Origin of the sequence: Pseudomonas frederiksbergensis, from assembly GCF_001874645.1 — a bacterium.
Classification (GTDB): Bacteria; Pseudomonadota; Gammaproteobacteria; order Pseudomonadales; family Pseudomonadaceae; genus Aquipseudomonas; species Aquipseudomonas frederiksbergensis_B.
In genome coordinates, this window is sequence record NZ_CP017886.1 from 3629575 (window position 1) to 3654896 (window position 25322).

25 protein-coding genes are annotated in these 25322 nt (G+C 56.0%); 14 read left to right on the forward strand and 11 right to left on the reverse strand.

All coding sequences use genetic code 11. The features are described 5' to 3' along the window. Window positions 1-43 precede the first annotated feature (43 nt). Window positions 44-964 carry a histone deacetylase family protein gene (locus BLL42_RS17430; RefSeq protein ID WP_071553190.1) on the reverse strand — a complete coding sequence of 307 codons (921 nt, stop codon included), beginning with the start codon at window positions 962-964 and terminating at the stop codon, window positions 44-46. Window positions 965-1041: 77 nt separating this feature from the next. On the opposite strand from BLL42_RS17430, the gene BLL42_RS17435 reads away from it, so the two are divergent. The 3 genes from BLL42_RS17435 to BLL42_RS17445 all read left to right on the forward strand — a co-directional run bounded on the left by BLL42_RS17435 (window position 1042) and on the right by BLL42_RS17445 (window position 3168). Next, on the forward strand, window positions 1042-1611 hold the full coding sequence (locus BLL42_RS17435) for a GNAT family N-acetyltransferase (protein ID WP_071553191.1): 570 nt from the start codon (window positions 1042-1044) through the stop codon (window positions 1609-1611). A gap of 97 nt (window positions 1612-1708) precedes the next feature. Next, window positions 1709-2578: an acyl-CoA thioesterase II gene (gene tesB / locus BLL42_RS17440; protein WP_071553192.1), complete on the forward strand. Its 870-nt coding sequence runs from the start codon at window positions 1709-1711 to the stop codon at window positions 2576-2578. Beyond that, window positions 2575-3168 (forward strand): HAD family hydrolase, encoded by a 594-nt coding sequence (locus tag BLL42_RS17445; RefSeq protein ID WP_071553193.1) that lies wholly within the window; start codon window positions 2575-2577, stop codon window positions 3166-3168. Before tesB ends, BLL42_RS17445 begins: the two co-directional genes overlap by 4 nt. A gap of 80 nt (window positions 3169-3248) precedes the next feature. Here the strand turns inward: BLL42_RS17445 and BLL42_RS17450 are convergent, their stop codons facing one another. Continuing rightward, complete coding sequence (locus BLL42_RS17450) at window positions 3249-4214, reverse strand: hypothetical protein (RefSeq protein ID WP_071553194.1); 966 nt, start codon at window positions 4212-4214, stop codon at window positions 3249-3251. Between the two features lie 186 nt (window positions 4215-4400). After that, on the reverse strand, window positions 4401-5756 hold the full coding sequence (locus BLL42_RS17455; protein ID WP_071553195.1) for an MFS transporter: 1356 nt from the start codon (window positions 5754-5756) through the stop codon (window positions 4401-4403). Here BLL42_RS17455 and BLL42_RS30055 point away from each other — a divergent pair. The 3 genes from BLL42_RS30055 (at window position 5755) to BLL42_RS17465 (ending at window position 8860) form a co-directional block, all read left to right on the forward strand. Then, the gene (locus tag BLL42_RS30055; protein ID WP_161492349.1) at window positions 5755-5919 is read left to right on the forward strand and encodes a hypothetical protein; all 165 of its coding nucleotides are present in this window, start codon (window positions 5755-5757) and stop codon (window positions 5917-5919) included. The genes BLL42_RS17455 and BLL42_RS30055 overlap by 2 nt on opposite strands. 256 nt (window positions 5920-6175) lie before the next feature. Beyond that, entirely contained in the window at window positions 6176-8080 is a 1905-nt protein-coding gene (gene quiC / locus BLL42_RS17460) for a 3-dehydroshikimate dehydratase QuiC (protein ID WP_071553196.1), read from the forward strand. A gap of 102 nt (window positions 8081-8182) precedes the next feature. Beyond that, window positions 8183-8860 carry a TetR/AcrR family transcriptional regulator gene (locus BLL42_RS17465; protein ID WP_071553197.1) on the forward strand — a complete coding sequence of 226 codons (678 nt, stop codon included), beginning with the start codon at window positions 8183-8185 and terminating at the stop codon, window positions 8858-8860. 103 nt (window positions 8861-8963) lie between these two features. On the opposite strand, the gene BLL42_RS17470 is transcribed toward BLL42_RS17465, so the two are convergent. Together BLL42_RS17470 and aroQ are read right to left on the reverse strand one after the other, a co-directional pair. After that, window positions 8964-9818 (reverse strand): shikimate dehydrogenase, encoded by an 855-nt coding sequence (locus tag BLL42_RS17470; protein ID WP_071555781.1) that lies wholly within the window; start codon window positions 9816-9818, stop codon window positions 8964-8966. A gap of 5 nt (window positions 9819-9823) precedes the next feature. Further along, entirely contained in the window at window positions 9824-10264 is a 441-nt protein-coding gene (aroQ, locus tag BLL42_RS17475) for a type II 3-dehydroquinate dehydratase (protein ID WP_071553198.1), read from the reverse strand. Window positions 10265-10988: 724 nt separating this feature from the next. Between aroQ and BLL42_RS17480 the strand changes: the two genes are divergently transcribed. The 7 genes from BLL42_RS17480 to BLL42_RS29720 all read left to right on the forward strand — a co-directional run bounded on the left by BLL42_RS17480 (window position 10989) and on the right by BLL42_RS29720 (window position 20333). After that, window positions 10989-12944: a type VI secretion system Vgr family protein gene (locus BLL42_RS17480; RefSeq protein WP_071553199.1), complete on the forward strand. Its 1956-nt coding sequence runs from the start codon at window positions 10989-10991 to the stop codon at window positions 12942-12944. A gap of 31 nt (window positions 12945-12975) precedes the next feature. Next, the gene (locus BLL42_RS17485) at window positions 12976-13425 is read left to right on the forward strand and encodes a DcrB-related protein (RefSeq protein ID WP_071553200.1); all 450 of its coding nucleotides are present in this window, start codon (window positions 12976-12978) and stop codon (window positions 13423-13425) included. Between the two features lie 42 nt (window positions 13426-13467). After that, window positions 13468-17682 carry an RHS repeat-associated core domain-containing protein gene (locus BLL42_RS17490; RefSeq protein ID WP_071553201.1) on the forward strand — a complete coding sequence of 1405 codons (4215 nt, stop codon included), beginning with the start codon at window positions 13468-13470 and terminating at the stop codon, window positions 17680-17682. Between the two features lie 12 nt (window positions 17683-17694). Next, a complete protein-coding gene (locus BLL42_RS17495; protein WP_071553202.1) occupies window positions 17695-18045 on the forward strand; it encodes a hypothetical protein in 351 nt (116 codons plus the stop codon). A gap of 74 nt (window positions 18046-18119) precedes the next feature. Continuing rightward, window positions 18120-18581 carry a hypothetical protein gene (locus BLL42_RS17500; RefSeq protein ID WP_071553203.1) on the forward strand — a complete coding sequence of 154 codons (462 nt, stop codon included), beginning with the start codon at window positions 18120-18122 and terminating at the stop codon, window positions 18579-18581. 190 nt (window positions 18582-18771) lie between these two features. Then, a complete protein-coding gene (locus BLL42_RS17505) occupies window positions 18772-19131 on the forward strand; it encodes an immunity protein PIM1 family protein (RefSeq protein ID WP_071553204.1) in 360 nt (119 codons plus the stop codon). A gap of 227 nt (window positions 19132-19358) precedes the next feature. Next, window positions 19359-20333 (forward strand): hypothetical protein, encoded by a 975-nt coding sequence (locus BLL42_RS29720; protein ID WP_129586959.1) that lies wholly within the window; start codon window positions 19359-19361, stop codon window positions 20331-20333. Window positions 20334-20559: 226 nt separating this feature from the next. On the opposite strand, the gene tssI is transcribed toward BLL42_RS29720, so the two are convergent. The 5 genes from tssI to BLL42_RS17530 form a co-directional block, all read right to left on the reverse strand. Next, window positions 20560-21915: a type VI secretion system tip protein TssI/VgrG gene (tssI, locus tag BLL42_RS17510; RefSeq protein WP_071553205.1), complete on the reverse strand. Its 1356-nt coding sequence runs from the start codon at window positions 21913-21915 to the stop codon at window positions 20560-20562. Window positions 21916-22056: 141 nt separating this feature from the next. Further along, window positions 22057-22566, reverse strand: coding sequence for a hypothetical protein (locus BLL42_RS17515; protein WP_071553206.1), 510 nt, complete (start codon window positions 22564-22566; stop codon window positions 22057-22059). A gap of 104 nt (window positions 22567-22670) precedes the next feature. Then, complete coding sequence (locus BLL42_RS17520; RefSeq protein WP_071553207.1) at window positions 22671-22982, reverse strand: hypothetical protein; 312 nt, start codon at window positions 22980-22982, stop codon at window positions 22671-22673. Between the two features lie 354 nt (window positions 22983-23336). Then, window positions 23337-24188, reverse strand: coding sequence for a class I SAM-dependent methyltransferase (locus BLL42_RS17525; protein ID WP_129586960.1), 852 nt, complete (start codon window positions 24186-24188; stop codon window positions 23337-23339). A 20-nt stretch (window positions 24189-24208) separates the two neighbouring features. Continuing rightward, a complete protein-coding gene (locus BLL42_RS17530; RefSeq protein WP_071553208.1) occupies window positions 24209-24430 on the reverse strand; it encodes a hypothetical protein in 222 nt (73 codons plus the stop codon). Between the two features lie 132 nt (window positions 24431-24562). Between BLL42_RS17530 and BLL42_RS17535 the strand changes: the two genes are divergently transcribed. After that, window positions 24563-24910 (forward strand): helix-turn-helix domain-containing protein, encoded by a 348-nt coding sequence (locus BLL42_RS17535; RefSeq protein ID WP_071553209.1) that lies wholly within the window; start codon window positions 24563-24565, stop codon window positions 24908-24910. 32 nt (window positions 24911-24942) lie between these two features. Here the strand turns inward: BLL42_RS17535 and BLL42_RS17540 are convergent, their stop codons facing one another. Next, a complete protein-coding gene (locus BLL42_RS17540; RefSeq protein ID WP_071553210.1) occupies window positions 24943-25272 on the reverse strand; it encodes a hypothetical protein in 330 nt (109 codons plus the stop codon). Window positions 25273-25322: the final 50 nt, after the last annotated feature.

Below are 25322 nucleotides of genomic sequence, written 5' to 3' on the forward strand. Positions count from 1 at the left end.
CCACAGGCCGTTCCACAGGCATTGTGGGTAAAGCATCCACACCTCAATGACAACCTGATGACTGCCAGACCCGTTGCGCGCTGTGATGGAGAATGCCATGCCGTCGCGCCAGGGCCTGGCGGTCCTTGCTGTAGCCGCCGCCGATCACCCCCACCACCGGAATGTCGCGCCCCAGGCAATGGCGCAGTACGCTTTCATCGCGGGCGGCGACGCCTTCATCGGTCAGTTTCAGGTAGCCCAGCGCGTCGTCTTTATGCACATCGACACCGGCGTCATACAACACCAGGTCGGGCTGATAGAGCGGCAGCAGGTAATTCAGCGCGTCATCGACCACTTTCAGGTAATCCTCGTCGCCCATGCCCATGGGCAGCGGAATGTCCCAGTCGCTTTTGGCCTTGCGTGCGGGAAAGTTCTTTTCGCAATGAAGGGAAACCGTCACCGCGTCCGGGGTATGTTCCAGTATGCGTGCCGTCCCATCGCCTTGGTGCACGTCGCAATCGAAGATCAGTACCCGACCGACCCGGCCGCTTTCCAGCAGATAATGGCTGATTACCGCCAGGTCATTGAAGATGCAGAAGCCCGCCGGGTGATCGTAATGGGCGTGATGGGTGCCGCCGGCCAGATGGCAGGCCATACCGTGTTCCAGTGCCTGTTCGGCGGCCAGCAACGAACCGCCGACCGCACGTACGGTGCGTCGGGCCAGTGCTTCGTTCCACGGCAGGCCGAGACGCCGCTGGTCTTCGCGGGACAACTCGCCGCCCATATAACGTTCGATGTACGCAGGGTCATGGGCGAGGGCGAGAATCTCGGTCGGGCAGATTTCCGGGCGCAGCAATTGGTGATCAGCGGTCAGGCCACTGTCCACCAGGTGATCGCGCAGCAGTCGGAACTTGTCCATGGGAAAGCGATGTTCCGCCGGGAACTCGGGGCTGTAGTCTTCGTGGTAAATCAGCGGCAGCGACATGGCGATTTCATGGAGTGAATGAGTGAAGGATCCTACCAGCGATGTAGACTTGTTTGCAGGGGAACGGAGGGGGAACGATGGAGCCGATACTGGAACTAGAGAGCGCGCGGCTGCTGATGCGCCAATGGCGTGACGAGGATTTGCCGGCGTTTGCGGAGATGTGCGCCGACCCGCAGGTCATGCGCTATTTCCCGGTACCCTTGAGCCGTCTGGAAAGCGCTGCATTGATCGGGCGAATCCGTGGTCATTTCGCTGAGCACGGTTACGGCCTGTGGGCGCTGGAGCGCAAGGACACCGGTGCGTTCATCGGTTTTACCGGATTGGCGGTGGTCGGGTTCGAGGCTTCTTTCACGCCGGCCACCGAAATCGGCTGGCGTCTGGCTCGCGAGCATTGGGGGCTGGGTTACGCCAGTGAAGCCGCCTGGACTGCTTTGCGTTGCGGCTTTGACCGTTTGGCGCTGGACGACATCGTGGCGTTTACCACCGAGGCCAACCTGCCTTCACAGAAAGTCATGCAGGCCATTGGCATGCATCACGACCCGTCGGCGGATTTCGAACACCCAAGGGTCGGGCGTGATGATCCGTTGCGTCATCATGTGCTGTACCGCATTACCCGTGAGCAATGGTTGGAAACCTTGCATGGATAAGATGTTTACAATGGGCTCATGGTTGGCCCTGGCCACTATTTGAATCGACCGCCGCAGCCAAGACTGCGCGGCATTGCTCTGTGTGAGGAGAGTCTGAATGAGCCATGTGTTGGATGATCTGGTCGACTTGTTGACCCTGGAACCGATCGAAGAAAACCTGTTTCGCGGCCGCAGCCAAGACCTGGGTTTTCGTCAGCTGTTCGGCGGTCAGGTGTTGGGCCAGTCCCTTTCCGCAGCCAGCCAGACGGTCGAAGAATCGCGCCATGTGCACTCGATGCACGGTTATTTCCTGCGCCCGGGCGACGCGGGTTTGCCGGTGGTCTATCAGGTGGATCGGGTGCGTGATGGCGGCAGCTTCAGCACCCGCCGCGTGACGGCAATCCAGAAGGGCAACCCGATCTTCACCTGCAGCGCGTCGTTCCAGTACGACGAAGAAGGCTTCGATCACCAGAGCGCGATGCCGCACGTGGTGGGCCCGGAAAATCTGCCGTCGGAGCTGGAAATCACCCAGCAACGCGCGCATTTGATTCCCGAGCACATGCGCGACAAGCTGCTGTGCCCGAAGCCGATCGAGTTTCGCCCGGTGACGAAAAAAGACCCCTACAACCCGCAACCGACAGATCCGGTCCAGTACGTCTGGTTCCGAGCCGACGGTACGTTGGCCGACTCGCCAGCGCTGCACAAATACCTGCTGGCCTACGCTTCTGACTTCGGTTTACTGGTCACCTCGCTGCTGCCGCACGGCAAGTCGGTCTGGCAGAAAGATATGCAAGTCGCCAGCCTTGACCACGCGCTGTGGTTCCACGCCGACCTGCGCGCCGATGACTGGCTGCTTTACGCCATGGACAGTCCATGGGCCGGCAATTCTCGCGGCTTTTCACGCGGCAGTGTGTTCAACCGCGCAGGCAAACTGGTGGCGTCGGTGACGCAGGAAGGCCTGATTCGTCATCGCAAGGATTGGGCATGAGTCTCTCCGAAGTGCGGCACTGGGTGTTCGACATGGACGGCACGCTGACCGTTGCCGTGCACGATTTCGTGGCGATTCGCCAGGCGCTGGCGATTCCCGCTGAACACGACATCCTCACCCACCTCGCGGCGCTGCCGGCCGATGAAGCCGCGGCGAAACACGCCTGGTTGCTGGAGCATGAACGGGACCTGGCACTGGGCTCCAAACCGGCACCCGGTGCCGTGGAACTGGTGCGTGAGCTGGCCGGGCGCGGCTATCGTCTCGGTATTCTCACGCGTAATGCTCGCGAGCTGGCCCATGTCACGCTTGAGGCGATCGGCCTGGCTGACTGTTTTGCAGCAGAGGATGTACTGGGCCGTGATGAGGCGCCGCCCAAACCTCATCCGGGTGGTCTGCTGAAACTGGCCGAGGCTTGGGACGTAGCGCCGAGCGAGTTGGTGATGGTCGGCGATTATCGCTTTGACCTGGATTGCGGGCGCGCGGCGGGGGCACGGACGGTGCTGGTGAATTTGCCGGAGAATCCATGGCCGGAATTGGCCGACTGGCATGCGCAGGATTGTGTGGAATTGCGGCAGATGCTGTCGGCTTAAAATCAAAAGATCGCAGCCTGCGGCAGCTCCTACGTAGGAGCTGCCGAAGGTTCGGGCCGCGTTCGGACGATCTTTTGACGTTATTGAAACAACGCCTTCTGCCCCTCGGGCGAGGTGAACATTTTGTCCCCGTTATGCCCGACACCGGGCACTTCGATCAGCCGCTGATTCAGACCTTCGGGATGGCGCTGCTGTAGGTAGTCAACGTACTGATGCCCACGAACCAGCCGAGACGCGCCCTGCGTCTCGGCGGCGCAACTTCTGTCCAGTGCCGGATGATGCGGGTTGGTGTCTCGCTGGCCCAGCAAATAGGTGATGTTGCGCTGTACGTAGCCTTGTTCCAGTTGCTGCGCCGTTTGCCCATTGGCGTAGTCCGGCAGCTTGAGCAGTCCGTACTTCCAGTCATTGAAACCTGGGCAATGCGCAACATTGAATGGCACCGGTCGCTGCTCATCGAAATACGCATACGACGACGGGTTGGCGATCACGTAGCGCACGCTGACGCCTGCCGATTGCAGTGCTGGCTGATCGTGGCCGAGCAGTGCATAACGTTGCACCACTTGCGCGCCACCAGAGTGGCCGGCGATGACGATTTCTTTCAGGGTTGGAAACTGCTGGCGATCGCTCAGGCGCTCCAGAATCTTGTCGAGCACCGCAAAGGAACTCAGCGGATTCGGTCCGATGGACAGGTCGCCGGCCATCCAGTCATCGCCGCGCCAGTGCAGCAGGCTGTCGGGCAGTTGATGGCGTGCGATGTCGCTCTCATTAAGAAACTGCGGCGCGATCACCAGGGTGGTCGCGCTTTGTCCGGCCTGCTCGGCGGCTTTTTCCGCGCTCTGGCGGTAGGTTTCAGCGTTGCGCAAGCGCCCATGAATCACGATCAGTACACGCTGAATCTGCGGTGATGATTGGCTCACGCCAACCGCCAGCTCGGAGTCGCCCAGATTCAGGCGACCAGGGCTGATGACCTTGACCCCATGCTCGGCAGCCAGAAGGTTGGCGCTGCCGAACAACAGAGCGAATACCAGCAGCCAGCGCGTGTGCATTTAGAGGTTCTTCGTCGCGAAGGTAGCGCATTGACTGACCTGGCCCTGTTGGCGTGCGGCCTGGATCTTGGCAGATACGCCGAGCAAGGTTTGCATGTGGGAGTCCTCTCTTTGAGCATAGTGATGAGTGTTGCTGGTGAGAGAGATAGTCGCCAGCCCGATCGTCAGACTATGCCGGATGAAAGGCTACACCGCCTCCGGGCATGCGTGGCTGGCGTGGTTCGGAATCTTGCGCGGTGCCATGAAGTACAGCCAGGTCAGCGCAATGAAGTACATCGCCGGAATCATGGTGAACAGCACGGTGTAGTTGTTATGGGTGACCGTCAGAATGTGCCCGACCAGTTGGGTCATGAACATCCCGCCAATGGCAGCGCACATCCCGCCGAAACCGAACACTGTGCTCATCATGTGCTTGGGCGTGTAGTCCATCACCAGGCTCCAGATGTTCGCGGTCCAGGCCTGGTGCGCGCCGATCGCCAGGGAGATGGCAAACACTGCGACCCACAGGTTGCTGGAGCCGGCGGCCATGATCACGCCGATGATGCAGCAGGCAAACAGCAGCATCGACATCAGCCGCGCCTTGATCGGGTTGATCCCGCGACCGATCAGGAGCGAAGACAGAATGCCGCCGCCAACGCTGCCGAAATCGGCGGTCAGGTAGATGACGATCAGCGGGATACCCATCTGCGTGACGTTGATCCCCAGGTTGTATTGCTGATTGAGGAACGGCGGCAGCCAGTACAGGTAGAACCAGAACACCGGCGCGGTCATCGAGTAGGCGAGGGCAAAGGCCCAGGTGCCACGCATCCGCAGGATTCGTGAGAACGGTACGCGGGTTTGTTCCGGTTCGACGTCCTTCTGGATGTAGTCCAGTTCCGATTGCTTCACCGATGGGTGATCTTCCGGGTTGAAGTACTTCAGGCCCCAGAACAGCAACCAGATCCCGCCCAGTGCCGACATGCACAAAAACGCGGCTTGCCAGCCCCAGACGTGCAGGATCAGCGGCAACAGCATCGGCGTAAACATCGCGCCGACGTTGGTCCCGGCATTGAAGATGCCAGTGGCCACGGCACGTTCACCGGCAGGGAACCACAGCCGGGTGGTTTTCACGCAGGCCGGGTAGTTGGCGGCTTCGGTCAGCCCGAGGATAAAGCGGCAAACCATAAAGCCGACGGCCGAGGTCGCCAAACCATGGGCGCCGGTCGCCAGGCTCCAGAGCAAGACTGCGCAGAAGAACACGCGCTTCACGCCAACCCGGTCGATCAACCGGCCTTGCAGCACGAAACCGACGGCGTAACCGACCTGAAACCAGAAGTTGATGTTGGCGTAGTCCATCGCCGTCCAGCTCATTTCCTTGGCCAGGATGGGTTGCATGACGCCCAGTGCGGCGCGGTCTATGTAATTCAGGGTGGTAGCGAAAAACACCAGCGCCAGCATGCCCCAACGGGTTTTGCCGACCGCCATGGCGCCGCGGATTTTGTCGCCGATGCCGCCGGTCGCGACGCCAGGGCGTGCGGCCATGGAACTTTGAGAAGGAATCATGCGTGTACCCGATTTTTGGATTTTTTATGGTGTGTTCTGGGTCTTTGGTCACTTCGACCGGTGGTTAATGACCGGACGCAATGTGCTGTCGATGGTGCGCAGTGAGCGAAAAATCGTCAATTCGCCAACAACCATTGCGTTCGATAATCGCACGGTAAACTAACCAGTTGGTACGCTTTGAATTGCTCTGATCATTCATGCAGCCAATAATTTGCTTCGCCAGCGAATGAGATCCCGTAGCAGCTGGCGAAGCCTGCGTTCGGCTGCGCAGCAGTCGTAAATCCTGAGTGCACGGTCCTCCTGGTTCACCGCATCGTCTGATTTCACGACTGCTTCGCAGCCGAACGCCGCCTTCGGCAGCTGCTACAGAAAGCCTGCAATATCTCTAACAAAAACCGCCCACCACCGGGAGTCGAAACATGCAGCGTTCCATTGCCACCGTTTCCTTGAGCGGTACCCTGCCGGAAAAACTTGAAGCTATTGCCGCCGCGGGTTTCGATGGAGTGGAGATTTTCGAGAACGACCTTCTGTACTACGACGGCAGCCCGCGTGAAATTAAACAGATGTGCGCTGACCTAGGCATCGACATCACCCTGTTTCAACCCTTTCGTGATTTCGAAGGCTGTCGCCGCGACCGCCTGCCGCGCAACCTCGAACGCGCCGAGCGCAAGTTTGATCTGATGCAGGAACTGGGCACCGACCTGGTGCTGGTGTGCAGTAACGCCTTGGCCGACAGCGTTGGCGACGAGCAGATTCTGGTCGACGATCTGCGACTGCTGGCAGAGCGCGCCGGGGCTCGTGGCTTGCGGATCGGTTATGAGGCGCTGGCCTGGGGGCGGCACGTGAACACCTATCAACAGGTCTGGAATATCGTCCGCCAGGCGGATCATCCGAATCTGGGCGTATTGTTGGACAGCTTTCATACCTTGTCGCTCAAGGGTGATCCACGGGCGATCGCGGACATTCCCGGCGAGAAGATTTTCTTTGTGCAAATGGCCGATGCGCCGATTCTGGCCATGGACGTGCTGGAGTGGAGCCGGCATTTTCGTTGCTTCCCCGGACAGGGCGAATTCGACTTGCCGGGTTTTCTCGCTCCGATCATCCAGAGCGGTTACACCGGGCCGTTGTCGCTGGAAATCTTCAATGACGGATTCCGCGCCGCACCACCCCGCGCCAACGCCGCAGATGGCCTGCGATCCTTGCTGTATCTGGAAGAGAAGACCCGAGCGCGTTTGCAGCAGCAACACGCTACGGCCGCGCCGAATCTGGATATTCTGTTTGCCACGCCGCCGGCCAGTGAATACGACGGCATCGAGTTTCTTGAGTTCGCGGTGGACGAAAGCCTCGGCGCCAAACTCGCGCATTGGCTGGAGCGGCTGGGTTTCGTCAAGGCCGGTGAGCACCGCTCCAAGAACGTCACATTGCTGCGTCAGGGCGATATCAATCTGATCCTCAACGCTGAACCCTATTCGTTTGCCCACAGCTTTTTTGAAGCGCACGGGCCGTCATTGTGCGCGACTGCGGTGCGGGTCAAGGACAGCGCCAGCGCGCTGGCCCGAGCGGTGGCCTACAAGGGGCAACCCTATCGCGGGCTGGTCGGCCCCAATGAGCTGGAACTGGCGGCGGTCCGTGCGCCGGATGGCAGCCTGATTTATCTGGTGGATGAACACGCCGATGTCTATGGCACCGACTTCCGCTTGCAACCGTCGGTGGCCTCCGGTGGCGGGCTCAAACGGATCGACCACATGGCGATGGCGCTGCCGGCGGACAGCCTCGACAGTTGGGTGCTGTTCTACAAGAGTCTGCTGGATTTCGAGGCCGACGATGAAGTGGTGCTGCCTGACCCTTACGGCCTGGTGAAAAGCCGCGCGCTGCGCAGCCGGTGCAGCTCGATCCGTTTGCCGCTGAACATTTCCGAGAACCGCAACACCGCTATCTCTCACGCCTTGTCCAGTTATCGCGGCTCGGGTGTGCATCACATTGCCTTTGACTGCGACGATATATTCGCTGAAGTCAGTCGCGCCAAAGAGGCCGGCGTACCGCTGCTGGACATCCCGCTCAACTATTACGATGACCTTGCAGCACGCTTTGATTTCGATGACGAGTTTCTCAGCAAACTCGCCTATTACAACGTGCTGTATGACCGCGACGCTCAGGGCGGTGAGCTGTTTCATGTGTACACCGAGCCCTTTGAAGGGCGTTTCTTCTTCGAAATCATCCAGCGCAAGAATGGCTACATGGGTTATGGCGCGGCCAACGTCGCGGTGCGTCTGGCGGCGATGGCGAAATCACGCAGCGGTGGCGTGCGTCACGCCAAGTTGTAGGAGAATCGTAAGCGCAGGGGGCAAACGGCCGTGGCGAAGCTTCCTTCACTGCAGCGTGCGGCCCATAATCGCCAACTGTGCAGTGATGGCCTTGAGCCCGGAATGAGAATGACCACAGAACTCACCGTTGCGCCCGACGAACCCTTGATCGAGCCGCGCAAGAGTCGCAAGAACAACCCGGAAAAGACCCGCGAGAACATTCTTCAAGAAGCCATTGTCGAGTTCGTCCAGCAGGGCCTGTCCGGTGCTCGTGTCGATGCCATCGCCGAGCGCATCCACACCTCGAAACGAATGATCTATTACTACTTCGGTAGCAAGGAACAGCTCTACGTCGAGGTGCTGGAGAAGCTTTACGGCGACATCCGCAGCACTGAAAGTCGCTTGCACCTGGCTGAGCTGGAACCGCGTGAGGCGATCCGGCGGCTGGTGGAGTTCACCTTCGATCACCATGACCGCAACGTCGATTTTGTGCGCATCGTCAGTATCGAGAACATCCACAACGCCGAGTATGTGAAGCAGTCCGAAGCGATCAAGGCCATGAACAATACGATCCTCGATTCGCTGGGCGTGATTCTGCGTCGCGGTGCCGAGGAAGGTATATTCCGCAGCGCGCTGGATCCGCTGGACGTGCATTTGCTGATCAACTCGTTCTGTTTTTACCGGGTGTCGAACCGTCATACCTTTGGCGAGATTTTTCAAATCGACTTGCCGGATGAAACGATCAAGCAGCGCCATCGCCAGATGATTTGCGAGTCGGTACTTCGCTATTTACAGGCCTGAAGTTACCAAAAAGATCGCAGCCTTCGGCAGCTCCTACGGGCTGCGGAACGGCATGACACCCCGCCGTCTGTAGGAGCTGCCGTAGGCTGCGATCTTTTGATCTTCAACCATTCATGCTTTGAAATTGCGCGAGCATCCGCTGCGCATCCGGCACCACGCCGCTGAACAGTTCGAAGGCCTTCACCGCCTGGAACACCGCCATGTTGCCGCCATCCAGGGTACGGCAACCCAACGCTTTGGCGTTGCGCAGCAGTTCGGTTTCCAGCGGAAAGTAAACAATCTCCGCGACCCACAATTCGGCCCGCAGCAATGCCACTGGCACCGGCATGCCGGGCAGTTTGGCCATGCCCATCGGTGTGGTGTTCACCAGGCCATCTGCTTGCGCCAGCGCACTCGGCAGATCGCTGCCGGCACCGGCCCGGCTGCGGCCAAAATGCTGGTTGAGGTGGTTCGCAAGGCTTTGTGCGCGACTGACGTCGACGTCGAAAATACTCAGCTGCTGCACACCTTCGCTCAACAGCGCGTGGGCTACCGCAGCGCCGGCACCACCGGCGCCCATTTGGACGACGCGCTCGCGAGCAACCCCGTTCAAGCCCCGACGAAAACCTTCGGCAAAGCCCAGGCAGTCGGTGTTGTGCCCGATGCGCTTTCCGTCCTTGAGCACCACGGTGTTGACTGCGCCGATGCCTCGGGCTTCAGGCGAGAGTTCGTCGAGCAGCGGGATGATCGCCTGTTTGCAGGGAAAGGTGATGTTCAGACCGGTGAAGTTCATCCGTTCCGCTGCCATCAGCAGGTCGGGGAGGGCGCCGCTGTCGAGTTTCAGCTGATCGAGGTCGATCAACCGATAGAGGTAGCGCAGGCCTTGGGCGTCGCCCTCACGCTCATGCAGCGCAGGGGTTCGAGACGCCTGGATGCCGGCGCCGATGAGTCCTGCGAGTACTGTGTTGTTCTGCGACATGTGGTTCATCCCTTCAAGCGTTGGCTGAAATGCTCCAGCGCCAGACGATAGCCGTGGCTGCCGAACCCGCACAGGACTGCGGTAGCGATGGCCGACACGAACGAGTGATGGCGGAACGGCTCGCGAGCATGCACGTTGGACAGGTGCACTTCGATCACCGGTAACTCGCTGGCGATCAGCGCGTCACGGATTGCTACCGAGGTATGCGTCCAGGCTGCCGGGTTGATCACGATCCCGGCACAACGACCGCGTGCCGAGTGAATCCAGTCGAGCAATTCGCCCTCGTGGTTGGTCTGGCGAAACTCCACCGCCAGACCGAACTCTTCGGCGGCGCGACCGCACAAGGCCGAAATGTCGGCCAAGGTCTCGTGGCCATACGTCGCCGGCTCACGGCTGCCGAGCAGGTTCAGGTTCGGGCCATTGAGCACCAGAACGATAGGGGGCATCAGGGGATCTCCATTGTTATTGTGGGCTGGGTCGAGGGACCCGTGCCGGTGGAGATAAATTGTACTAGCCGGTTAATTTGGTCAATTGAAGCTGAGCGCCAAGTCTCGCAAGACTGCAATAAGTGTTCGATGATCGGACAGGCGTGGGCGCCACTCACAAAAAAGCCGTCATCAAGGCGGCGTTATTTTTTGGTTTAGGCCTTATTTTATTAGCTTTCTTTGTGCGATTCTATTCTGTCCCCCCATTTGTCCCCCCACGCGTACGCTGCGTAACCTGACGATCAGTAGTGATGGTCAATTGTAGCCGTCAGTGACAAGTAGAGCATGGGTGCGGATTCAGCTCGACTCGGCCACATCAATTCAATGATAGGCACCGCTAGCGCGAGACGAAGAAAAACCTAATGGCGTGTCCGGGATCAGTTGCCCACTACAGACCAGGGACTCGGCAATCGATGCCGTGCGTTTGGTTGCAGTAGGGGATACAGGTGTGCCGAATGAACTCGGCATCCTTCTCGCTGTCCTGTCATTCGCTGGCGCGACATTATGAATAATTGAAAATTCGGATGATTGTAGGGTATTTCCTACAGCAATTCTTTTACCTCCCTGTTAGCGTGTTCGGCAATTATGCGTATGAAGGCTAGGTATGGCATGGTCATCGCGCCTTTGCCGCCCGTCGTATCAGCGATGAAGCCTCGTGCGAGGTCACTGTAATAAGGAACAATGGATGTTCAGTTTAGCCAATCAGACACACTTCAGTCTGACCATCGAGGGGATTCAGAGTGATCTCCAGGTGCTCTCCTTTTCCGGCAAGGAGGCTATCAGCACACCCTATGCCTTCGATGTGGAGTTGGTCAGCGAACGACACGAACTGGATCTTGAAAGCTTGCTCCACAAGCCCGCTTTTCTCGCATTCAGCGACAGAGGTGATGGCATCCACGGTATCATCTATCGGGTGGAACAAGGAGCCAGCGGCGAACGCCTGACCCGCTACAGCCTGACGCTGGTGCCCCACCTCACTTACCTGAGTCACCGAATCAACCAGCGCATCTTCCAACACTTGCCGGTCAACAAAATCATCGCGCAGGTACTGGAAGAGCACGGAATTCTGAGCAATGCCTATCAGTTCCAACTGAACACGGTTTACCCGGCGCGCGACTACTGCGTGCAGTTCGACGAATCCGACCTCCAGTTTGTCCAGCGTTTGTGCAGCGAGGAAGGTATTCACTATCACCATCATCACAGCCAAACGGACCACCTATTGGTGTTCGGTGATGACCAGACAGTGTTTCCCAAGCTGGATCAACCGACCGAGTATCAGGCCGGCAGTGGCATGGTCGCCGACAGGCCTGTGGTCAAAGGGTTTGATTTGCGGGTCGAGGCTCGTACCAGCCGTACCACGCGCCGTGACTATGACTTTGAAAAGCCGAGCATACTGCTGGAATCAAAGCACCAGACAGAAAGTCAGGCCCCGCAGCCTGACCTGGAAGATTATGACTACCCTGGTCAATTCATCAGCCGCGATCGCGGCAAGCTGCTGAGTCAGCGGGCACTGGAGCGTCACCGTACCGACTACCGTCTGGTGGCAGGCAACAGCGACGAACCGGCCTTGGTCAGCGGTCACTTCTTGACCCTGGCCAACCATCCCCGTACCGCCTGGAACGATCTCTGGCTGCTGACCGAGGTCTGTCACGAAGGCATGCAACCCCAAGTGCTCGAAGAGTCGATCACCAGCGATGCGAAGCCAGCGGATGGTTTTGTGCAGGGCTATCGCAACACGTTCTCTGCCATCCCCTGGGACACCTTCTACCGGCCGTCAATGCCGACCCGCAAGCCGGTTCTGGCCAGCCAAACGGCGAAGGTGACGGGGCCTGCGGGAGAGGAAATACATTGCGATCAGTACGGTAGAGTCAAGGTTCAGTTCAATTGGGACCGCGAAGGCCGCTTCGACGAAAATAGCAGTTGCTGGGTGCGCGTGGCCTCCAGTTGGGCGGGGCCGGGCTTTGGTCAGGTAGTGATTCCGCGCATCGGCATGGAAGTGTTCATCACCTTCGAGGAAGGCGATCCAGACAAACCGCTGATTACCGGTTGCGTCCCGAACAAAATCACGCCTGTGCCGTATCCGCTACCGGCGAACAAAACCCGGAGCGTCTTCAAGACCAACAGCAGTCTTGGAGGTGGCGGCTCCAACGAGGTTCGCGTCGAAGACCGGGCTGGCCAGGAGCAAATCTACATCCACGCCCAGCGCGATCAGGATTGCACCGTCGGGAACAATGAAAGTCATTGGGTCGGTGTTAATCGTGCCCATTCCGTCGGTCAGAATGAAACCGTCACCATCGGTCAGAACCGGGTCAGGACGGTCAAGGTCAATGACACGCTGCTCGTCGGCGGCGCCAAACAAGACAGTGTTGGCACTCAATACCTGATGGAAGCGGGGATGCAACTGCGTCTGGTCTGCGGCCAGAGCGTTATCGAGATGAATGCCAGTGGGGAGATCAACCTTTATGGCACGAAGTTCAACTTTTCGGTGACAGGCGACGCTCAGATCAATACCGGCGGCAATCTCGATATCAACATGCCCGGCGGGGCCGCCGCCACGGATCCCGGTGCCGATGGCGCCAAGGGCACCATCGATGGCAAGGTCGACGGCGTTTTTTCAAATCCGCCGCAACCGGCCTCCTGATCCCGACCCCCAACAGAATAGAGCACCGTAAATGGAATATTTGATTCAGGAAGGCAAGCTCACGTTGCCAACAGGTTTTCAAGACCGCAGCGTCAATATGTTTGTTCCGGGTATCACCCTACCTGCACCTTTCAGCCTGACCCTCTCACGCGATAACACACTACCGAGCGAGGCCTTGCCCGACTACGTCGAGCGTCAGGTCAGCCTGATTGCGGCCAAGCTGCGCAAGTACCAGCGCCAGAGCACCACCCCTGTCGAGCTGTCGGCGCAATCGCCGATACCGGGCCTGCAAGTCGATGCTCACTATCAAAGCGATGGTCGACCGGTTTATCAGCGCCAGGCGGCTTTCATTGTGGCACCTGACCGGGCGCTGATTTTCACCGCCACCAGCCAGGTGCCGTTCGACGATCAGTTGAATCAGCTATGGACGAATGTTCTGGCGAGCTTTCAGCAGCACCCTCCTGTTACCGCAATCCCTTAAGGACACCCGACTTGAAAGGTCGGTATGACATGGAAGTTTCCGATGTTTGAAGCAGCACGTTTTGACGATGAGATTGCTCATACCAACGCTCTCGTGGGGTTTTTGGTGGGCGCCGCGCTGGGACTAGCACTGGTCGCAGCAGCATCGATCTTTGTCGTTGCTACCTGCGGCTTCGGGGCCGGGTTGTTGGTGGGGTTACTGGCGGGCCTGGGAGGTGCGGGGCTGGTTAAGGCGGGTGAAGCGATAGGGCGAATGTGCAAGGCGCCCGCCGGAGGGATCACGAGTGGTTCCAGTAACGTGCGTATCAATGGCCTCAAGGCTGCCTACGTACAAGACAGTCTCGGCATCTGCAAAAAACACTCGACGCCGCCGATGGTGGCGGAGGGGTCGGCCAAGGTCTTTATCAACGGTCTGCCTGCTGCCCGTAAGGGTGACAAACTGACCTGCGGCAGTGTGATCGACAGTGGTTCGGAGAACGTCTTTATCGGCGCCGAAAAAGAACAGTACCTGCCGATCGAAGACGAAGTCCCCGAGTTTTTGCGCAACACGGTCGACATCCTGATGATCGTCGCCGGCCTTGCCGGTAGCCTCGCGCAACTAGCAATCAAGGTCGGTGAAGTGGGGCTCAAGGCCGCCGCCCCCTGTGCCTTGCAATTCGCCGCGGGTTTTGTGGCGGGTGAATTGGCTTCCCGGTTTGTCATCGGCCCGGCTATTAGCCGAGTGGCCGGCGGCCTGATCGGCAACCCGGTGGATGCTATCAGCGGGCGTAAATTGCTTCTGGAAGAGAGCGAAACAGACTTTGCTCTTCCGGGCCTCATGCCTATTGTCTGGGCGCGTTTCTATGCCAGCGACATCAGTCATGAAGGTCTGCTGGGACGCGGTTGGGTACTGCCGTGGGAGCAAAGCCTACGCCTGGAAGATGATCAGCTTTACCTGCGCGACAATCAGGGGCGAGATCTGAATCTGCCAGGCCTTGAGCCTGGGGAGCGCTTTTTCCTGGCCAGCGAGCAGATGTTCCTGGTGCGCTCCGAAGGCGGGCACTACCTGATTCAGACCCTCGACAATACCTTCTTCTATTTCGGTGAGTTGTCCGAAAGCGGCCAACCCTCGCCGCTGCGCCGCATCGAGAATGCACTCGGTCACTTCCTCACGTTCCATTACGACACGGAGGAGCGTCTGAGCGATGTCTGTGCTACCGGCGGCATTCGTCTGCACCTGTGCTACGACCATCATGAACGACGCCTGAGTCGGGTTGAGCGGGTGGTGGACAACCGGCCAGTGGAAACCCTGGTTCACTACCAGTACGACGCCGCAGGGCAGCTCCAGCACGTAATCAATCGCAACGGCGATCGCGTGCGCCACTTCGCCTACGAGCATGGGCTGATGGTTGCCCACGAGAATGCTCTGGGGCTGGTTTGTCATTATCGCTGGTCAAACCGCTTCGACGATCATCAGCCTCGTGTCGTCGAGCACTGGACCAGCGACGGTGAGCGTTACCATTTCCGCTACGATCTTGCACAGCGACAAACCGATATCCGTGACGTGCTCGACCGTGTCGCCCAGATCCACTACAACGAAGGGCGTCGGGTGGTTGCCAGTCGCGACTTCGGTGGCGAGCAATACCGCTTCGAGCTGGATGCCTCGGGCAATATGACCGGCCTGGAGTTGCCTGACGGCAACAAACTGGCATTCGCCTACGATGACTATTCTCGCCTGGTCGAGGAAATCGATCCGCTGGGCCGCAGTACCTGCTACAGCTACCACCTCAACACCAGCCTGATTGCCAGCATCCAGCGCCCGAATGGCAGCAGCCAAAGCTGGGTCTACGACCGCAGCGGTACGCTGCTCGATAGTGTTGACCCGCTGGGGCAGCTCACCCAGTACCTCAACACCAATGATGGCCTGCCCCATAGCTGTACCGACCCGCTGGGGAACACCACGCACCTGTGGTGGAACGGACTGGGTCAAATTGAGCAGTATCAGGATTGTTCCGGCCATCGTGCTTACTATGCTTACGACGAGCGCATGCATCTGGTCAGCATCAAAGATGCCCTGGAACGCACCACCCGGTTGACCCGCAAGGCCGACGGTGAAGTGACGCGCATTGAACACCCTGATGGCAGCCACGACAGCTACAGCTACAACGCTCTTGGCCAACTGCTCAGCCACACCGATGCCGATGATCGCACCACCTACGTGACCCGCACATCACGCGGTTTACTCAGCAAACGCCAAGACCCACGGGGTCAGCACGTTCACTATGAATACGATAAATGCCAACGCCTGATCGGGTTGCTCAACGAGAACAAGGCGGTGTATCGCTTCAGCTATGACGCCAGCGATCGCCTGCAAGAAGAAGTTCGGGTGGATGGCCTGCGCCGACGCTTCAGCTATAGCGTCAGTGGCACGTTGACGCATCTGAACGAACTTGCTCGGCAGGGCTTCAATGAAGTCTCACGTCAGCAACACTTCGAGCACGACGCCGCCGGGCGCCTGGTCAGCCGCATCACCGACGATGCGCGTCTGGACTACCGTTACGACGATGTCGATCGCCTGATTGCCGTCGACCGCCAACCCAGTGCAGCAGGCAAGGCCCTGGGAATCGGCAGTGACCATCTGGCGTTCAGCTACGACGCCGCCGGCCAACTGCTGAGCGAAGATAGCAGCACCGGCAACCTTGGTTACCGCTACGACGAACTGGGTAATCTCACCCGTTTGGCGTTACCTGACGGGCGCAAGGTCAATCACCTTTACTATGGCAGCGGTCACCTGCACCAGATCAACCTCGACGGTCATCTGATCAGCGACTTCGAGCGTGACGCCTTGCACCGCGAGACCCTGCGTACCCAAGGCTCGCTCACCAGTCGCTATGGCTACGACACCAAGGGGCGCAAGGTGTGGCAGGCGGCAATCCACCTCCCTCACGAGCAGCTCAGCCAGCTTCAGGAAAAAACCGACAGCCTGCTTGGCCATCCGCAGCATCCGGCCACAGCCCTGCACCGTCGCTACCACTACAGTCCGGGCGGCGAAGTGCAGCGCGTGACCGACAAACAGCGTGGGGTGACAAACTTCACGTATGACGCCAGCGGCCAACTGCGCAGTCGTCAACCCGATCATCCGCAGTTGCAGACGGAAGACTTCTCCTACGATCCCGCAGGCAACCTCAGTGGCAGCGGTCGCTGGCAATTTGAAAGCCTGCCGGACAATCGCCTCGTGGCCTTCAAGGATCTGCGCTTCAGCTATGACACCTGGGGCAACCTCAGCGAGAAAAGCAGTGCAGCCGGGGGCATGCAACGCTTCCACTACGACAGTGAAAACCGTCTGATCAAAGCGCAAACCTGGCAAGGCCTGACACTGCACAGCGAGGCCCGTTACCACTACGATGCCCTGGGCCGGCGTATTGGCAAACACGTTACCCAAGACGGCCAGACTCAAGAAACAAAGTTCCTCTGGCAAGGCTTGCGCCTGCTCCAGGAACAGCAGCCGCAATTACACAGCCTGTACCTTTACGAACCCGGCAGCTACGCTCCGCTGGCCCGTATCGACAACGACCCCGAACTGCCGGAGCAAGAAGCGAGGCACTACTACTTCCACACCGACCAGATCGGTACGCCGCAGGAAATGACCAACGCCGAGGGCCAAGTGGTGTGGCGCGCCTATTACAAGGCGTGGGGTGGGCTGGAGGCGTTGTCGCCGAATCTGGTGGAACAGAACCTGCGCTTTCAGGGGCAGTACCACGACCGGGAAAGCGGGCTGCACTACAACACGTTCAGGTACTACGATCCGGCGGTGGGGAGGTTTACCACGCAGGATCCGATTGGGTTGATGGGCGGGGACAATCTTTACCAATATGCACCTAATCCAAATGCCTGGATCGACTTATTGGGTCTTACGTGTAATAAATGGGATGTAAACTCGCATCAAGGTAATAAGAGTGCTGTAAAGGGTAAAAATCTGGGATTAGACTCTCACCACGTTGGACAAAAAAACCTCATGAAAGATTTAGTTGAGGGCTATGATCCGGCTACTGCTCCTGCAATGCTGGTTCCGCGTGTGGGGCATACTGTTTCTAAAGAGGGAGTAGGAATATTGTCCAGGAGTGGTGTGAATGGGAAGACTGGCTTGCCTTTTACTAGTGCGCGCGATGTAGTAGCTCGTGACATAAGAGAGCTTAGACGGGTTTATCCCGATGTGCCCAATGCTAAGCTCCAAGAGCTGATATCACTCAATAAATCCATGTATCCAGAAATGCGTTAATGAGGAGGCTTTATGAAGTCAGATCAAAAATTTGTGTGCGCTATATTTGATGAGTTGTTTGAGAAAAATTCTGAGCAGTATAAGGAATCTCTGAGTAAATCGGTTAATAGCGATAGCGATCCTTACGCGAAAGCTAGAAATGCCTTGGCTGCGTTGAGTGATGATGAAAGAGCTGATGTATTTGCTTTTTTTGATGTCGTTATCGCAGACAGTGCTTCTGTAATATTGGGTGCACTAGATGGAGTCCATTTTCCTGATGGTATAGATGGGGATTTTGTCGTCGCTTATGATGGGGAAGAAATTCAAGGTGATCTTATGGATATTTTTATTGAAAAAGCGCAAGAGAAAAATATTTACGGCTAGCTGTTAAGTGTAAGTGGCTAATGATCGCTAGGGCCCGGTCTCCTAAATAAGTTTCTAGCCTGAGCTAAAAATTAATGGTGAATGCAACTGAAGAAGTCAGGGTGTTTTTAGGGTCAAAAAAATACACCGAGCTAGCGAGAGAAATAATTAAAAAAACAAGGAAGACGTTGTGCGTGGACTTGTATGAAGTTGAAGTTGAGTTCAGTAGGCGCTCTTTAAATGATGCGGAACTAAACTTGCTCGATGTTGACAGACTTATAGAGCAAAATTCTCTCTTGCTAGAGAAGTTCAGTGTCGCGCTTATAAAAGCTGAAAATTCACTTCGCGTTGAGCAAGAATTTACTCCGTCTGAGCCCGAAGAAAAAGAAGAAGACAGTCATGAAAGTTACGTAGGGCATGGCCCAACTTTTTTGCTTACATTTTCAATACTGTTTTTATTGCTTGGGGATAGAAAAAATCATCTTTCGGCTTATTTAAAAAAAGCTAGACAGCCAAGCGCGAAAAAATATCAACGAGCTCTTGAAGAGGTATATTAATCCATCGTATGAACTCTCGCATTATTAACCAGAAGTATCGTGCCATTAGGGGGCGGAATGCTTGTAAAGATTTTAATGAAATAAAAGTCGATGTACACTCTCCTAATGAAACTCATGTTTTAGATGAAGGCGTCACTCCAGTTGAACCTATAGATCTGGTAGAGAGCTGGTTAACGGAGGCAGGGTTAAGATGATAACCGCAAGTGAGATTTTATCTAGGATAAATGATGGTGTTTTTCTTGAGCTTGTTTTTAAGGAAAACCCCGACTGGGATGCTGAATTGGGCTCAAGGGATTCCGTTGAGTTTTTTAGCGCGTGGAACGCTAGCTATGAAACAATAACTTCGTCATGTCCGCCTGAAGATGGATCAATTAAGGAGATAAGAGAGTCCGCGTTCAAAAAGGTCTATCAAATAACTAAAAACCCTGATCTTGCAGGATGTGTATCAGACGATCTGGGTCTGATTGCGCAGGCATTCAAGAATAAAGTTGACATTGATTTCATTAACGATCTTTGGAAGGCCTACACGCAAGGGAGTTTCCCGAATTAGGGGTGGGCTGAAATATATCATCAGTGTGCTGACTCCAATTTCCGTTTGGGATTCAATAACATTGGTGGTCCACCCTGAAAGGCCGATGATTGCACTTGGTATATCGTCATGGTCGCACAACATGGCAACGTGCATGGGAGCTTGACCATGCACGACACAACGTAAACTGTGAAAACAGGACGAACCAATATCACGCTGACCACAGCCATGACCCATAGATCTTCAGCATGACCGAACCGCGTCTTAAAACCATTGAAGGTATGCAGCAACTGGCCCAGTCGCGAGGAGGACGGTGTCTGTCCGACACCTATCATAACGTGTCTACGCGGCTGTCCTGGAGCTGTGCACATAGTCATGAGTGGCTGGCCGAGCCTTACCGCGTCATCCGAGGCAGTTGGTGTCCGGTATGTGCTCGTCTGCAACGACGCAGCACTCTGGAGACAGCCCAGCATATTGCCGCCGAACGGGGTGGCCATTGCCTGTCGACCCATTGCGAGTCGGGTCGTATGCCCCTGGAGTGGCAGTGTGCACAGGGGCATCGCTGGCAGACGACGCTGGCGAGTATCAAGCGGGGCAGTTGGTGCGCAACCTGTTTCCGCTTAGGTAAACGCGACACGCTAGAGGCGATGCAACAGATTGCGGCTCAACGGGGAGGTCGCTGCTTGTCCGAGACCTATGTCGACAGTGCAAGCGCCCTGCTCTGGGAGTGTGGACAAGGACATCGTTGGGAAGCGGTGCCCGCCAGTGTCAAACACCGAAGCTGGTGCCCAGTCTGTGCCGTGGAGGCGCGTTGCAACACCTTGGAGGAGGTTCAGGCCGTGGCCCGAGAACACGGTGGCGAGTGCCTGTCTTCACGCTACATCAACGGTGTTACGCCACTTACCTGGCGTTGTGCTGAAGGTCACATCTGGGACGCAGGGCCTGCACGCATCATGCAAGGCGCTTGGTGTCGCCAGTGTTATTACGACCGCATGCGCAGCGGCATTAAAGCTATGCAGGCCATGGCCCAGACACGCGGTGGCCAGTGTCTTTCGGAACGCTATGTCGATTCGCAAACCAAGTTGCAGTGGATGTGCAGTATCGGGCACACCTGGGCTGCGATTCCTAACTCCATTGCGCAGGGGAGCTGGTGTCCGCTGTGTTCTTTTTTGGCCAAGTGTCGCAATAGCCATAAGCGGCGCAAGTACATAGGGATTCGATAAGTATCTAGAGTGGGCGGTACTGACAATAAGCCGTGTTTTCCACTGTGAATCCCAGCACCAGAAATGGCATCCACTCAAAAGACCTGAGTCCAAGATCATCGAATAATTAGTGGAAATGCAATTGGGTGTGCAAATCGGTGCAATTACTCCCCCTAACAGTGCTTGGCGCTGCTAATGAATGTTCAAAGAGAGAATCAGCTCAAGGGCGATGTGCCCTTGAGTACTATCACGACGACAGACAACCGCTGATTAGCGGTTGGTCAGGGTCGCTTTCAAGAAATGTGACCGACACTTCCATTCCCATTCGAGGGGGCGCAATGTCACCGCTCCCACTGGAGGACGCTCCCAGCCAGCAACTGTTCTTGTCGTCAAATCTTCCTTCGTGGTCCCAGGGGAACTTGACCTTGACCCTGCCGAACTGATTGCACTGGATCTCTTCGTCTGCCAGGGCGGTGACCACAGCGGTCAGGCTGTTTGGCGCCCGAGGCTTCTTGTGGGTCAGAGGCGGACGATAGAACACGTCCCACGGAAGAACCATAAATCGGTTGCGATAGCCCTGATGAAAGTCATCCTTGTTGTCAGGGTGGCCACTGGCGATGTTCTCGTTCCATACCTGGGGTTGCTTGCCTTCGTGGATGACCTGAGTCAGTAGCCATAGGTCGTTCCACTCTTGGCGCGGGTGGCCTGATATTTCCAGAACGTGGCCGCTGGCCAACCGGGTCTGGTCACCTTGCCCTTCGGCTTGACGATAAGCCGCGTGGCGGCGTTCCAGAGTACGCAGACTGATTTGCTTACCGTGCTCGCGGCCTATGAAACGCTCCAGGTCCTCCTGGTGTCGCTCGTTTCTCTCTGGGCGAGAGGCTGACCCCAACAACAGACGCGGTTGCTCAAACTCATGGTCGCGGTGCGCGATACGGCTGGTGAGGGTCCCCAAACGCAGGTTGAAGCGCTTGATCAGCGGCTCGTCGGCCACTAGATCACTCTCCTGCCTATAAGCTGTGGGTTGCCCAATCTTGGGGAACACCGTCTGGTCATCGCCAAAGACCAGCGCGTGGCCTTGAGCGCTGTGCTGGAAGTGGTAATGAATGCCTTCTTCTTCGCACAAGCGTTGAATAAAGTGCAGATCGGACTCGTCGTACTGCACGCAGTATTCGCGCTCGGGGTAGGTCGAACCCAGATGAAACCGGTAAGCGTTGCCCACGATACCGTGCTCTTCCAGTATCAAGGCGACGATTTTCGGCACCGAGAACTGTTGATAGATCCTCTGGTTGATGCGGTGGCGCAAGTAGGACAAGTGCGGGACTAGGGCCAGGCTGTAGCGCGTCAAACGTTGATCAGCACCGCTTTGAGCGATGTGGTAGATCCGCCCATGAATACCGCTACCCTGCGTGTCGAAGGCCAGAAAAGCCGGTTTGTCGGAGAGGCTTTTGAGGTCCAGATCAGACCGCTCGCTGACCAACTCCACGTTGAAGAAGTACGGTCTGCTGATCGCCTCCTGACCGGTGAAAGCAAGCACTTGAAAGTCGTGCTCGAAACCGTCGATGGTTAAACTGAAATGTGTCTGATTGGCTGGGTTGAACATCCGCTGTTCTCTTCTTACCTAAAATGTTGAATTGACGCTGTCGCAGGCAGCGATATCAGGAAGGCAGGATAAAACCAGTTCCCTCAAACGGGCGTATTGGGGGGGTGAGCGCTCCGATCAGCGGTGGTGCCTACCCTGGGGTTATTTGACTTCGCCGTTGTAGAAAATGGTCGATTGACCTTCTTTCTTTACTGTCAGCTTGTTGCCCTCAGTGAGAGTTTCGATATTTTCAGAGCAGCCATCGATCTGCTTTTTACCAGTAACCGACTCCGATTCGCTGTCATAGGTGAACGCGTAAGTAGTGGCCGGGCAGCTCATGCCATTTTCGCCTGTTGAAACAATAAGCAGATACTTCGCGCCGAAAGCATAGGCTTTCTCGACGCTGACATAGCCTGTGTCATCAGGATTGTCGACTACGAAATCCATGACATTGACTGCGCCAGTGCGCGATTGGTAGTTGATTGCCTGACCGCCCATTTCACGGTTACTGAAAGTGAAGACGTTTCCCACGCCGGAACCGGAAACAATAAGCGGCTTATAGGTGACGGATGGCGCTGCTGGTGCAGAGGTGGTTGGGGCCACTGATCCCGACTGTTTGTCGCAACCAACCAATACTAAGGCAGTCAGTGATATTGCGTAAAAAAACTTCATATGCATCCTTGTTTTTATGGATTTCGGTTTCGTCGAGCTATTCAGGATTTGCGGTTTTCGTGGTGTTTCTGGAAGTTCATTGGCGTAGTAGTTTATATAAAAATCTAGAAAGAGTAAGTAAAATTTCCATGGTTGGTGTTAACTGAAAGTTCTTTCACATTGCATCCAAACGCCAATATTTCGAGCCGCCCTCCAAATATTAAGTCTGCTGGTATTTGCGGGCTGCTATGGTTGCAATTGCCTCGATTTATCTCAAAGCCTTCAATTCTTACTTTGTCAGTAACTGCTTCTAAGTAAATTGCAGGGAAACCTATGTGCTCGCCAAGAGAGACTTCAATTGGTGAGGTTTCGGTCTGGCCACACGCAGAGATCAGCGTGAACGCGGTGAGCAATATCGTGTTGATTAAGATTTTCATTTCTATTCCTTTGGTTGGAGTGTGGGAGCATCGTGATGCTTCCAATGTTGTTTAGAAGTGTGCGCGACAAAAAATAGTCTGCTATCTTCGTTCCTGAATGCCTTGGTCGTTAAGGGGCGAGATCAGGTCGAATATCGAAAGATTTAATTTAGATACTTGGTTGGACTATTCACTGAATAGCCATAAAGCTACTCCCTGCGGCGAATAAGTCCCTGAATGTGATGAAGTGTGCGCTCGCTACTTGGCCGAGCCGCCCATGAGTCGGATGAGCTTTCCGACTTCAAATACGCCAGGACGGTGTGCTGGAATGTTAGCTTACGCTTTGAGTTGTACCGTGGAGCAACCTTAATAAAGTTAAGGCTTGATAATAAGTCCTTGGCCAGTTGGCAAGCTAGCTATGGATATATTCATTTTTTCTGCCCATTGATCCATGCCATCTTTCTGAGGCTGATACCCGTAGTAAGCATAGTCATCTAGTAAAATTACTGCTCCGGATACCAAGCGGTCCCACAAAAACTCAATCGCAGCAACTTCAGGAATGGTACAGTTCAGGTCGATGTGCAAATAAGAGATTTGGGTTGAGTCTATATTAACAAGTGTGTCGGGAATGGATCCTTGTATGACTTTTGCATTTGGCCACTCTGAAAAATTCGCTCTCACAGATTCAATATTTGACGTATATGTTCCGTCTTCAACTAATTTTTGGTTCTTGTCCGCGACGCCACCAATTTTCTCCTGCTCCGACAGATACCGATCATCAATTCCAGAAAATGTATCAAGTAAGTAAAAGGTTCTCCCTGTATTGTTCCAGTTCAAATCTTTCATGATCGCTGAGCTCAGAAAGCCATAGTTGACTCCGCACTCAACAAAATCACCGCTGTGTTTTGCGGCTGTCCGCGCCGCCCACAACCCGATATGCACACGCCAAAACCATTGGTAGTCAGAACCGACAGCTTCTACTCCGCGTGCATACGCTGTGATATAGCTCTCGTCGCTCATGAAGTCGTGATTATGCACCGAAGATAATCCATCCGAGGCATACTGTCCTTCTACCTTTGGATAAAGGGAGTTAGGGTCTCGTTTGTAGTTGCGGTTTTCTCCACGGCCCCAAGCCAAATAGTGTTGTGCGGGGTCAAGCCCAGACATTCTGACATCGGGATGTAGCTGTAGGTATTGTTCAGCAGAAAAATCTTCAGGCAAACTCATGGTGTGTCCTTGTTAATGGTTTAGTGATTTAGTCTTGTGTGTGTAACGAACCTGGTTACCCATCCCTTGAAGCGACTGGTGTCGTGCTCTTCAGCGAATAGACTGGGGGCGATATTCAAGATCATGCTTCCATAGGTCAGCTCCCCTAAATGGATAAGGGAGACCATCTGTTGTTCATCGACGGCTTTGCGCTCGCCTTTTTCTTCGTAGAACCATTGGTTACTGCCATTCATTTCCTGCATGAAAAATACCTTTGCACTTCCCTGTGGAGATAAATGAACGAATATCAACCTTTAAGGTCGATTCTCAACCTTTATAGCTCTTCATGTCAATGAGGTGGTGCCCAACCATCTAGGTTGAGATGGGGAGGCGCCGTGATAGAGACTGATCAGAAGTATTTGGCGGGTGTGGTGGGGCGTGCGATTGCCAAGCAGCGCATACGCAGTGGCTTGACGCAGGAGGAAGTGGCTGAGCGTCTGGGCGTCGGCAACGAAGCGGTTTCCCGCATTGAGCGCGGTATCGTGATTCCCAACATTGCGCGGTTACTGGAGTTCGCAGGAATTTTTGACTGCGAGGCGGCAGAACTGTTGACCGAGGTCAGTTCGCGCCCGGACGACCAAGCGACCCGGATCAGTCGGTTATTAACCCCTCTGAGTCATGATGATCGACAGCTGATCGTGGACCTGGTTGAACGCCTGGCCGAACGCCTAGGGAAGACATGACCGTCGGATTGCCCGGTGGGGTTGTGGCGCGTTCAGATATCGGCGTTCCGATCGAACCTGGCGCCACAGCGTAAGCAGAGATAGTCATAGTGGCCGAACTGATATTTCTGCACGTCCTTGGCAAAGGCCGTCATGGCGGTGTAACCAGAGGTCGCACTGGAAACGCTCTCGCCGATGAGGTCGAGCAGTTGCACGAGCAGGCTTTCAGGTCGAGTTTCCGGGGTGACTTCCAGTCCTTGGGTATGTACCTGGCGAACGCCAAATAGAAAGCTATCAATGGTCCCAATCAGCAGGACGGCCGCGTTGGCCGCCTCCTGGGACAGTACAGCCTTTGATTCGCAGATCAGGCAGCATAGGGTCATGTTGAACCTCCGGTGAAAGGGTTAAATCACTGAGAGAAAACCTATGGATG